Raw genomic sequence first — 11,185 nt, forward strand, 5'->3', positions numbered from 1 at the left:
TCTTGAACGGCTGAGTCACCCCCCTGACGATGGGGGCGAGCTGTGAATTCCTCCGGAGTCCGGACCTTCCTTGTCGAGTTCTACCGAGTTTTGCCGAGGGGTTGATCTGTGTGCGTTCGTTCGGTGCGTCGTCTGCGCATAAAGGCATGTGGCGAGCGCAGGAAATGGCTCCCGACACGCCGAACCATGCGCTGACCATGTGGGATGTGGACGGTGAACTGGACGCGGCGGTCATCGAGGCCGCGTTCCTGCACGTGATGGCCGAGGCGGAGGTGCTGCGCGTCAACTTCACCGACGACGGCGCCGGACTGCGCCTCATCCCCCGGGACCTGGGGGACTGGCGGCCCTTCTCCCTCGACCTGAGCGGTGAGGCCGACCCCGAACAGGCCGCGCGCGAGGCCATGGCCGACCTGGTGCGCCAACCCTTCGACCTGGCACGGGACCTGCTGTTCCGGCTCGGCGTGGTCAAACTCGCCGAAACCCGCTCGCTCCTGGTGATCGCCTACCACCACCTCATCTCCGACGGGTTCGGCGCGGGCGGCCTGCTCTCCAAGCGCCTCGCCGAGGTGTACACGGCGCTGGCGCGCGGCGAGGCGGTACCGCAGCTGCCGCACCCGTGGGACACCGCCTCGTTCGCGACCGAGGCGACGGAGTACCTCGACTCCCCGAAGTTCACCGAGGACACACAGTTCTGGCGCGAGTACCTGACGGACGCGCCCCCACCCGCACAGGTTCCGCGCGTCGCCCTGTCCGACGCGCAGCGCTCGGCCCTGTCCGAACCGTTGAGCAGCGCCGACCGCTGGTCGGAGGTCGCCGAGACCATCGGCATGGTCAGCCGGACCCTGTCCGTACCCCGCGCCGAGGCCGACGCGTGGGCCAAGGCCGCCCAAGCCATGGGCCTGTGGACGTCGCAGATGCTGACCGCGGCCGCCGGCGTGTTCCTGCGCCACCGCTGCGACCGCCCGGAGTTCCTCATCTCACTGGCCGTGGGCAACCGGGTCGGCGTGGCGAGCCGCACGCCCGGCCTGGCCGTCAACGTGGTGCCCGTACGGGTGGCCGTCGACCTGCACGCCACCTTCGCCGAGACCGCCGACGCCCTCGTCGAGGAGACGTACGAGATCTCCGGCCACACCGCCTGCCACTACTCCGACATCCAGCGCGCGAGCGGAACCGTCCTGAGCGGCCGCGGCAGCTACGGCGCCGTCGTGAACGTCGTCGAGTTCGTCGAGCAGCTGCACTTCGGCGACAGCCCGGCCCGCTACCGCGGCGCGACGACCGGGACCTTCGAGGAACTGTCGATCGGCGTCTACACCGACGGCAGCCCCGACAGCGACCTCTTCATCCGCCTCGACGCCCCGGCACGCCTGTACCACCGCGCGGAACTGCGCCACATGGGCGAGGAACTGATCGCCTTCATCCGCGCCGCGGTGGCCGCCGGCGAGCAGCCGGTCGGCGCGCTGGACGTGGTGAGCGGCACCGAGCGCGAACAGGTGCTGAGCGCACCCCCCGGCACGGACACCCCCGCCCCGGGAACGACGGTGCCCGAGCTGTTCGCCCGCCAGGCCGCACAGCACCCCGACGCCCCCGCACTGGTGTCCGGGGACACCACGCTCACCTACCGGGAACTGGACGAACGCTCCAGCCGCCTGGCCCGGGCACTGCACGGGCACGTGGGACCCGAGACGGTCGTCGCGGTGGCGATGCCCCGCTCGGCGGACCTGGCCGTCGCCCTGCTGGGCGTGGTCAAGGCGGGCGGCGCCTACCTGCCGCTCGACCCGGCGGCCCCCGCGGAGCACCTCCAGACACACATCGGCCGGACCTCGGCACGCGCCCTGCTCACCGACACCGCGAACGCCGGACAGCTCTCCTGCCTGGACGTCCCGGTGCTCACGGCCGACGACCTCGCCTGGAGCAGCACCAGCGACGACGCCACCGCGCCGCCCGCCGTGCGCCCGGCACACCAGGACAGCCTGCTCGCGGTGCTGCCCGCCTCCCGGACCGGCACCGGCGACGACACCGTCGCGCTGACGCACCGCAACATGGAACGGTTCGTCCTGGACCACCACTGGCACACAGCCGGCCAGGCCACCGTGCTGTGGCACACACCGCACACCTGCGACGCACTCGCCCTCGAACTGTGGGTGCCCCTGCTCAACGGCGGCCGGGTGGTCCTGGCTCCCCCCGGCACCCTCGACACCGACACCCTGATCGAGGCACGCGCCGCCCACGACATCACCACGCTGTGGCTGCCCGCGGCCCGGTTCTCCGCGATCGCCGCCCAGCGCCCCGAACTGCTGGCCGGCCTGCGCGAGGTGTGGACCGGCGGCGACCGCGTCCCGGCGGCCGCGCTGCGCCGCGTCCAGAAGGCCTGCCCCGAACTGACGATCGTCCACGGCCACGGCCTGACGGAATCGACCGTGTTCGCCGCCTGCCACCGCCTGGCCGCCGGCGAACCGGTACGCCACGCCGGCACGGCCGGCCGGCCCATGGACCACACCGCCCTGTACGTCCTCGGCCCGGGCCTTGCACCGGTCCCCGTCGGCGTGACCGGAGAGCTGTACGTGGCCGGCCCCGGCGTGGCCCGCGGATACCCCGGGCGGCCCGCACCGACCGCGGAGCACTTCGTGCCCTGCCCGTTCGGCCCGCCCGGAGAGCGCATGCACCGGACCGGGGACCTGGTGCGCTGGGGCACCGGCGGCCGCCTGGAGTACGTGGCCCGGGCCGGTGAACAGGCCGACGTCCGCGGCGTCCGCGTCGAGCTGCCCGAGGTCGAAGAGGTGCTGTGCGAGCACACCGCCCTCGCGCACGCCGTCGTCGCCGTCCGCAAGGACGGCACCGGGCAGCAGCGCCTGGCCGCCTACGTCGTCCCGGCCGGCGGGAGCGGAGTCTCGGCCGACGAGCTGCGCCGCTTCGCCGCGGGCTGGCTGCCGGAGTCGCTGGTGCCGTCGGTGTTCACGGTGCTGGACCGCCTGCCGGTGACGGCCGACGGAAGAGTGGACCGGGCGGCACTTCCCGAACCCGCGTCCGACGAGGGCACCTACCGGGCACCGCGCAACGACACCGAGCGGGTGCTGGCCGCGGCGTTCGCCGACGTGCTCGAGCTGGACCGGGTGGGCATCGACGAGGACTTCTTCGACCTCGGCGGCAACTCGCTGCGGGCGATCCGGCTGGTCGGCCTGATCCGGGCGGAGCTGAAGCAGGAGGTGTCCATCCGCCGGCTGTTCGCCGCACGCACCGTCATCGGCCTGTCGGACATGTGGAAGGACCTCGGCCAGTCCAGCAGGCCGAGCCTGCGTCGGCGCACGAAGGAAGGCGCCGTCCTGTGAGCACCGCCCGGCCGCCCTCTGGCGACGGAGAAAGGGAATCATGGATTCTTTGACAGAAGCCCTGCTGTCCGGGGCCGGCCCGCAGGAGATCGCGCGACACGAACTCCCCCCCTCCTACGAGGCCGCCCACCTGCTGGCCCGCGACGTCGGCATGTTCGACGGCGTGCAGGACAAGGACGTCCGCAAGTCGCTGCACGTCGGCCGGGTCCCGATGCCGGACATCGCGCCGGACGAGGTGGTCGTCGCCGTCATGGCGAGCTCCATCAACTACAACACCGTCTGGTCGGCGACGTTCGCGCCGGTGCCCACCTTCGAGTTCCTCAAGCGCCAGGCCCGCCAGGGCGGCTACGCGGCCCGCCACGACCAGCCGCATCACGTGCTGGGCTCGGACGCGGCCGGCATCGTCGTACGCACCGGGGCGGGAGTGCGGCACTGGAAGACCGGCGACCACGTGGTCGCCAGCTGCGTCCAGGTCGACGAGCAGGAACCGGCGACCCACGCCGACGCGATGCTCGGCACGGGCCAGCGGATCTGGGGTTACGAGACCAACTTCGGCGGCCTCGCCCACTACGCGGTGGTGCGCGCGAGCCAGCTGCTGCCCAAACCCGCCCACCTCACGTGGGAGGAGTCGGCGGGGGTCCTGCTGACCGCCACGACGTCGTACCGGATGCTGGTCGGCGCCAACGGCGCACGGATCAAACAGGGCGACATCGTCCTCATCTGGGGTGCCACCGGCGGCCTCGGCGCCTTCGCGGTGCAGATGGTGAAGAACGCCGGCGGGATCGCCGTCGGCGTGGTCAGCTCCGAACGCAAGGCGAAGGCGCTGCGCCGCCTCGGCTGCGACGTGGTGATCGACCGCAACGACATCGGCATGGGCGGGGACAGCGCGCCCACCCCGGAGCGGACCATCGAACTCGGCAAACGGCTCGGCCGGGAGATCCGGCGCCACGTCGGCGAGGACCCGCACGTCGTGTTCGACCACGTCGGGCGGGCCACGTTCGGGATCTCGGTGTTCGTCGTGCGCAAGGGCGGAACGGTCGTCACCTGCGGATCGAGCACCGGCTACGACCACCACTTCGACAACCGCTACCTGTGGATGAACCTCAAGCGCATCATCGGCAGCCACGCCGCCAACCTCCAGGAGCAGGCGGAGTGCAACCGCCTCGTCCGCCTCGGGCACCTTTCCCCCGTCCTGTCCGAGGTGTTCACGCTCAAGGACGTCGGCGAGGCCGCACGGCTGGTCCAGCTGAACCGGCACACCGGAAAGGTCGGCGTGCTCTGCCTCGCCCCCGAGGAAGGACTCGGCGTCACCGACCCCGCACTGCGAAAGAAGATCGGGCCCGCGCGCCTGAACCCACTGCGCGCACCCGCCGCGCCCGCCGTCGCAGAGGTGTCCTGACATGGGGATCGGCATACTGTCCACCGGCTCCTACCTGCCCAAGCACGAGGTGGGCAACGAGGAGATCGCCGAACGCGTCGGCGTCACCGCGGAATGGATCGAACGCAAGACCCAGATCCGCTCCCGCCGCTACGCCGCCCCGCACGAGGCGACGTCCGACCTGGCGGTCAAGGCCGCCGAACGGGCGCTGGAGCAGGCCGGACTGACCGCGCAGCAGATCGACTACATCATCGTCTCGACCTCCACCGGCGACTTCCCCCAGCCCCCCACCTCCTACCTGGTGCAGCACGGCCTGGGCGCCTACGGCGCGGCCTGCTTCGACGTCAACGTCGTGTGCAGCGGCTTCGTCTACGCCCTGTCACTGGCCCACAGCCTGGTGAGCGTGAACCCCGACGCCCGGGTCCTGGTGATCGGCGCGGACGTGTACTCGCGCATCCTGGACTTCACCGACCGCAGGACGGCGATCCTGTTCGCCGACGGAGCCGGTGCGGCCGTCGTCGGCGCGGTGCCACAGCCCTACGGGATCATCGCCTGCGACCTGTCCAGCCGCGGCGACGCCCACCACCTGATCCGGGTCGAGGCCGGCGGCAGCCGCACGCCCGCGTCGGCGACCACCGTCGCCGAAGGCGGCCACTACTTCAGGATGGACGGCCGCGGGGTACGCGACTTCGTCGCCGAACACGTACCGCCCGCGCTCCTCCAACTGGCCCGCCGGGCCGGCGTGGACATCGGAGCGGTCGACCACTTCGTCCCGCACCAGGCCAACGGCGTGATGCTCGGCGAGGTCGTCGAACGCGCGGGCCTGCAGGCCGCACACACCCACCGCACCCTGATCAGGTACGGCAACGTCGGCAGCGCCTCGGTGCCGGTCGCACTCGACGAGGCCCACCGCACCGGCGCGCTGGCACCGGGGGAGCTGGTGCTGCTCGCCGGGTTCGGCGGCGGCATGTCCATCGGAGCATCACTACTGACCTGGGGGGCCCACACATGACCACGTCCACACACAGCGCCGCTGCCGGCATCGACCGGGTCGGTGTCGCCGGCAGCGGCATCATGGGCACCGGCATCGCCGAACTGTGCGCCAGAGCCGGACTGAACGTGAAGGTCGCGGTGTTCTCCGAGGCATCCCTCATGACGGCACCGCAGCGGCTGACCGCCTCCCTCGACCGGGCCGTGACCAAGGGCAGACTCACCGCGCCCGAACGCGACGCGGCACGGGAGCGGGTGACCTTCACCCGCGACCTCGCCGACCTCGCGGACCGCCACCTGGTGATCGAGGCGGTCAAGGAGGACGAGCAGCTCAAGCTGGACCTGTTCGCCACCCTCGACAAGATCGTCGAGGACCCGGACGCGATCCTGGCGACCAACACCTCCTCCATCCCCGTCGCCCGCCTCGCCGCCGCGACCCGCCGCCCGGGCCACGTCCTGGGCCTGCACTTCTTCAACCCGGTCCCGGTGCTGCCGCTCGTCGAGATCGTCGCCTCGGTACTGACGGACGAGACGGTCGCCACCCGCGCGCTGGCCTTCACCCGCGACGTCCTGGGCAAGAAACCGATCGCCTCACCCGACCGGGCCGGCTTCCTCGTCAACGCACTGCTCTTCCCCTACCTGCTGTCCGCCGTCCGCATGGTCGAGTCGGGCCTGGCCAGCGCCGAGACCCTCGACCAGGGCATGACCGCAGGCTGCGCCCATCCGATGGGCCCGCTGCGCCTGGCCGACCTCATCGGCCTGGACACCACCGTGGCCATCGCCCAGGCCATGTACGAGGAGTTCAAGGAACCGCTGTACGCCCCGCCGCCGCTGCTGCTGCGCATGGTCGAGAGCGGCCTGCTGGGCAAGAAGTCCGGCCGCGGCTTCTACCCCTACACCTGAGCCCCGGGCAGCGCCGCGGAGCACAACCGGCCGCCGCCGCCCCGACCCAGCAGCTACCCGGCCCCGGCCCCGGGGCGGGGACCGGGGCGCAAGAAGACCTCCGGTGCGGTGAAGGCGTCGGTCCTTCCCGCACCGGAGGTCTTCGTCCCGCTCACCGCCCGGCACCCGCCTGCCGCGGCAGGCTGTCGGCCGGTCAGGCGGCGGCGGCCTCGGTGAGCAGCCCCTCGGTGAGGGCCGCGGCGACCTGCCCGAGCTGGTCGAAGAGGTAGAAGTGGCCCCCGGGAAACACCTTCAGACCGAAGCCGCCGGTGGTGTGCCTCTCCCAGGTCCTGGCCTCCTGAGCCGTCACCATCGGGTCGCTGTCCCCGATCAGCGCGGTCACCGGAGCGGCGAGCGGCTCACCCGGCCGCCAGCTGTACGTGCCAAGGGCCCCGTAGTCGGCCCGCAGCGCCGGCAGCACCAGCTCCAGGACGTCGGGGTCCTCCAGCATGGACTGGTCGGTGCCGCCCAGCCTGCGCACGTCGGCCAGTACGTCGGCGTCGTCGTAGAGGTGGTAGGGGATGTGGCCGTGGGCGTCCGGCGCACCCCGGCCCGACACGAACAGCCGCTGCGGGCCCGGCAGTTGCTGCCGGGCGAGGAGACGGGCCGTCTCGAACGCGACGAGCGAGCCCATGCTGTGGCCGAACAGGGCGTAGGGCCGCCCGCGGTCCGCGGCCAGCTCGCGCGCCAGCTCCCGCGCCACCGCCTCGACGAGCGGCGCCAGGGCCGTGAACGGCTCCTCGCGGTAGCGGTCCTGGCGTCCCGGATACTGCACGGACACCACGTCGAAATGCGCGGGCAGCGCGTGCGCCAGATCCTTGAACGCCGTCGCGGAGCCCCCGGCGTGCGGGAAGCACACGAGCCGCGGCCCGTCTCCCGCGGCCGTGGTGAAGCGTCGGAACCACGTGCTGTTCACTGTCGATGTGTCCCTTCGTCTGGGGCGGAGCACCGGCTGCCGCATGACCTGCACCGGTGGGCCCGTTCGTCTCGTGTGCGGTGTCTCACCCCCGCAGGGCCGGCCCGAACCAGGTGGCGAGAGCGGTCCGCAGCGCGGAGGTGTCGGGCGCGCCGCCGCCGGCGGCCGCCCAGGCGACATGGCCGTCGGGCCGGATGAGCAGCGCGTCGGGAGCGGGCAGCTCGCCCACGGCCGGGACGGGCCAGTGCTCGTCCTCGCTGCGCGCCTCGACCAGGTCGACGCGGTCGGCCCAGCCCTTGACGGCCGCCGCCACCTCGGCGCTGCCCCGCAGGTCCAGCAGGACGGGGCGGGCGGCGTGCAGCAGCTCGTAGACCCGGTCGGCGCCGCCGGACGACGCCTTGAGATCGGCGTCCGGGACCCGGCGGCCCACCAGCGGGTGATCGCCGTCGGCCGGGTAGCGGATGTCCAGCGCCGTCAGCAGGTGGCGCAGGTACTGGTTGACGTCGTCGAAGACCATCAGCGAGCTGAACACCTCACGCAGCGCGTCCGTCTGGGGGCCGGGGCGCACCAGCGCCGACTGCGCCCGGGTGTTGTGCAGCACGCGCTCCCCGACGGGGTGGCGCTCCTCGTGGTAGGTGTCCAGCAGGTCCTCCGGCGCCTGGCCGCGCACCACCGAGGCGAGCTTCCAGCCGAGGTTGACCGCGTCCTGCACCCCCATGTTCAGCCCCTGCCCGCCGGCCGGGAAGTGGATGTGCGCCGCGTCGCCCGCGAGCAGCACCCGCCCCTGCCGGTACCGGGCGGCCTGCCGCGCCGCGTCGCTGAACCGGGAGACCCACCGGGGGCTGCGCATCCCGAAGTCGGTGCCCGCGACCCTGACCAGCGACTCCCGCAGCTGCTCGAACGTCACCGGCTCGTCGCGGCCCGCGACGCGGTCGAACTCGGAGGTGATCACCCGGAACCAGCCCGGCTCGAAGGCGATCGCCGAGTAGTCGCCGCCCGGCGTACGCCGTACCCAGACGTAGTCCTCGGGCAGGTCGGGCAGTTCGACGTCGCCGATCAGCGCGGTCATCGTCGCCTCGGTGCCGGGGAAGTCGATGCCCGCCAGCTTGCGTACCGTGCTGCGCCCGCCGTCGCAGCCCACGAGGTAGCGGCCGCGCAGCGTCGCGGGCGCCTCCCGCGGTGTGGTCAGCTCGGCCGTCACGCCGGTCTCGTCCTGGTGGATCCCGCTCACCTCGCACGACCTGCGCACCCGCACGCCGAGCCCGGTGGCCCATTCCTCCAGGAGCCGCTCGATGGCGGACTGAAGGATCATCAGCGGGTAGGGGTGCCGGGACTCGGACTCGTCGAAGTCGAGATACAGGCCGGAGAAGTGGCCCACCGGCTGCGGGGTGCCTTCCGCCAGGAAGCGGTCCAGGATTCCGCGCTGGTCCAGCACCTCCAGGGTGCGGGAGTGGATCCCGCCGGCCCGTGACTCGCCCGAGCGCTGCGCGAGCCGCTCGACCACCACCACGTCGGCGCCCGCCAGCCGCAGTTCGCAGGCGAGCATCAGGCCCGTGGGCCCGGCGCCCGCGATCACCACATCCGTGTCCATGCCGGCGTGTCCCACGTCGTCCCCCTCGGTTGCCGCGCCTGCCGCGTCGTCAGATCACCTCCACGTTCACGCACGTGGACCGGCAGTTCAAGACACCTCGATGCCGGAGGGGCCCGGCGGAGGCACCCTTGCCCTGTCCCGCCGGCGGGACAGGACCCCAGGCGGCGGGACACGCCCCCGGCCCCGCCGGAGGAACTCTCCGGCGGGGTCGGGGCAACAGGGCATCGGGCGGGGTACCCGGCCCGTTCGGTGACCCGGGGCTGTGTCGGCTGGTGGTGGGTCAGGCGGCGTCGAGGGCTTGGGTGATCTTGTGGGTCATGGCGGTCTGGGCGGGGGAGGGCTGGTTCTTGTGGGCCTGGGTGGAGGCGTCGACGGCGACCAGGACGGTGGCGCGGAAGTTGTCGGCTTCTTCGGGTGCCTGCTTCTTCAGCAGCTGTACGGCGGCGGTCAGGGCGGGCAGGACGCGGTCGGCGAGTTCGGCGGTGGACTTGCCGCCGAGGTTGCCCACCGAGGACTTCTTCTCCGACAGGACGTGGCCGACCAGGCCGGTGGCGGAGGTCAGGGCGATGCTGCCCTGGGTGGCGGCCTTGTGGGGGGAGTCCGCGCCGGCCGCGGCGGCCATCAGGGAGACGGCACCGTACGCGGCGGTCCGCAGGGTGGTCTTGTCCTGGTCGTTGAGGGTGACCGACATGGGGGGGCTCCTTCTAGGTCGTACGCCGCCGTGTCCGGCGCCGCTCCGATTTCGTGGCCCCATCATGGCACACAAGTGGCGCCACTGTGAAGCCGAATGTGGTGCCAATGCGTGTTAGTGATGCCGCACAAGGCAGGTGACAACCCACAAAACCGCAGTTCACGGGCTGGCTCCCACTGGCGCCAAGATGGATGCATCTCCTGGTGTCCGGTTGGCGCAGCGGCCACCCGGGGCGCACACCGGCCGGTCCGGCACCGCGCACGCAGGAGGCCCGCCGGCGCCCTCGGGGGATGGTGAGGGCACCAGCGGGCGTCTTCCGCGCTCCGCGAGGGTTCATGACCGACCGCATCGGAGCTCACGAACCGACAGTCGCGCCCCGCGCTCGGGACCCGCTCGCGCGGCGGTGGAGCCGCGCTCACCAGGCCGCCCCGGCGCCCGTCCCGCACTGCGGCACAGCGGTCGGACGGCGCCCGCCGCGACCGCGGACAGCCCGGATCTGCGCGGCGGTCATCCCCGCGGTGCGCACGGCGTACCGGCCGGGCGCGGATCCGGGCGCGTCACCCCTCTCCCGCCGGCAGGCGCGACAAGCCCCGCCGAAGCCCCCGGCGCAGAAGGTGCAGCCGGCGGCGGGAACGGCGCCGCACGAGCTGGGTGATCGGCGCGCAGGAGCGGGCGGCGGCCCGGTCCCCGGGGTACGGCCGGGCGGCGGTGCCCGGCGTCCCGGCCGCGCCGTAAAGGGCCGGGCCCCCACCCACGGGCACGTCGAGGACGGTGCCACCGCGGCCGGCACTCCTGTCGGCATACCCCTCGGCGACGGACTTCGGGGCGTACGGGCGAGGGGACATGGCTCTCCAGACGGTTACGGCCCAGGGCGGCGGAGGCGGGGGCGGGACCACCGGTGTCGCACGTCACCCTGGAAGACACCGAACGAGGTGCACTCGAACAACGGAGGAGCGCCGACGGACAAGCACGTCGCGGCAGTTGACCGCACCGGGGTGAGCGGCTAGGCACGCGGCCTCGCGCGCACGCGATCGCGCCCCGCCCCGCTGCACGGGACGCCGCCCGACCGCCTGCCGCGGCCTGCCCCCGGCTACCCGCGCGGCCCGTCCTCGACCGGGAAACGAGCGCCCGGGCGCATAGATGAAGGGTGGTGCCAGTCGTACCGGCAGAGCGAGATCCCCTACAGGAGCCGGATCAGCATGAGCAGCAGACCGAGCGAACGCACCGGGGAACCCACCGGCGAACTCGACGATTCCTTCCACGTCTTCGACACGACGCTGCGCGACGGCGCGCAGCGTGAGGGCATCAACCTCACGGTCGCGGACAAGCTGGCCATCGCACGGCACCTGGA

7 protein-coding genes are annotated in these 11,185 nt (G+C 72.7%); 4 read left to right on the plus strand and 3 right to left on the minus strand.

The annotated features are described in order from the left end of the window. The first annotated feature begins 29 nt into the window (after positions 1–29). Genes ACFYP4_RS23065 through ACFYP4_RS23080 form a run of 4 tightly spaced genes read left to right on the plus strand, consistent with a single transcriptional unit; the run spans position 30 to position 6,597 of the window. Complete coding sequence (locus tag ACFYP4_RS23065; RefSeq protein WP_388787587.1) at positions 30–3,326, plus strand: AMP-binding protein; 3,297 nt, start codon at positions 30–32, stop codon at positions 3,324–3,326. Positions 3,327–3,366: 40 nt separating this feature from the next. Beyond that, entirely contained in the window at positions 3,367–4,725 is a 1,359-nt protein-coding gene (gene ccrA / locus ACFYP4_RS23070; protein WP_388787590.1) for a crotonyl-CoA carboxylase/reductase, read from the plus strand. Between the two features lies 1 nt (position 4,726). Next, positions 4,727–5,716 carry a ketoacyl-ACP synthase III gene (locus tag ACFYP4_RS23075; RefSeq protein ID WP_358853456.1) on the plus strand — a complete coding sequence of 330 codons (990 nt, stop codon included), beginning with the start codon at positions 4,727–4,729 and terminating at the stop codon, positions 5,714–5,716. Next, on the plus strand, positions 5,713–6,597 hold the full coding sequence (locus ACFYP4_RS23080; RefSeq protein ID WP_358853455.1) for a 3-hydroxybutyryl-CoA dehydrogenase: 885 nt from the start codon (positions 5,713–5,715) through the stop codon (positions 6,595–6,597). Before ACFYP4_RS23075 ends, ACFYP4_RS23080 begins: the two co-directional genes overlap by 4 nt. Positions 6,598–6,790: 193 nt before the next feature. On the opposite strand, the gene ACFYP4_RS23085 is transcribed toward ACFYP4_RS23080, so the two are convergent. From ACFYP4_RS23085 to ACFYP4_RS23095, 3 genes are all read right to left on the minus strand, one after another. Beyond that, positions 6,791–7,552: a thioesterase II family protein gene (locus tag ACFYP4_RS23085; protein WP_388787594.1), complete on the minus strand. Its 762-nt coding sequence runs from the start codon at positions 7,550–7,552 to the stop codon at positions 6,791–6,793. A gap of 85 nt (positions 7,553–7,637) precedes the next feature. Further along, on the minus strand, positions 7,638–9,143 hold the full coding sequence (locus ACFYP4_RS23090) for an FAD-dependent monooxygenase (protein WP_358853453.1): 1,506 nt from the start codon (positions 9,141–9,143) through the stop codon (positions 7,638–7,640). Positions 9,144–9,423: 280 nt separating this feature from the next. Further along, entirely contained in the window at positions 9,424–9,834 is a 411-nt protein-coding gene (locus ACFYP4_RS23095; protein ID WP_388787597.1) for a hypothetical protein, read from the minus strand. Positions 9,835–11,185: the final 1,351 nt, after the last annotated feature.

Source organism: Streptomyces sp. NPDC005551 (assembly GCF_042871785.1).
Lineage (GTDB): Bacteria > Actinomycetota > Actinomycetes > Streptomycetales > Streptomycetaceae > Streptomyces.

What these genes read in the sequence shown, in the direction of transcription:
- ACFYP4_RS23065 (WP_388787587.1), top strand. Translation starts at nt 30, where the DNA reads ATGGGGGCGAGCTGTGAATTCCTCCGGAGTCCGGACCTTCCTTGTCGA.
- ACFYP4_RS23095 (WP_388787597.1), bottom strand. Translation starts at nt 9,834, where the DNA reads ATGTCGGTCACCCTCAACGACCAGGACAAGACCACCCTGCGGACCGCC.
- ACFYP4_RS23080 (WP_358853455.1), top strand. Translation starts at nt 5,713, where the DNA reads ATGACCACGTCCACACACAGCGCCGCTGCCGGCATCGACCGGGTCGGT.
- ACFYP4_RS23075 (WP_358853456.1), top strand. Translation starts at nt 4,727, where the DNA reads ATGGGGATCGGCATACTGTCCACCGGCTCCTACCTGCCCAAGCACGAG.
- ccrA (WP_388787590.1), top strand. Translation starts at nt 3,367, where the DNA reads ATGGATTCTTTGACAGAAGCCCTGCTGTCCGGGGCCGGCCCGCAGGAG.
- ACFYP4_RS23090 (WP_358853453.1), bottom strand. Translation starts at nt 9,143, where the DNA reads ATGGACACGGATGTGGTGATCGCGGGCGCCGGGCCCACGGGCCTGATG.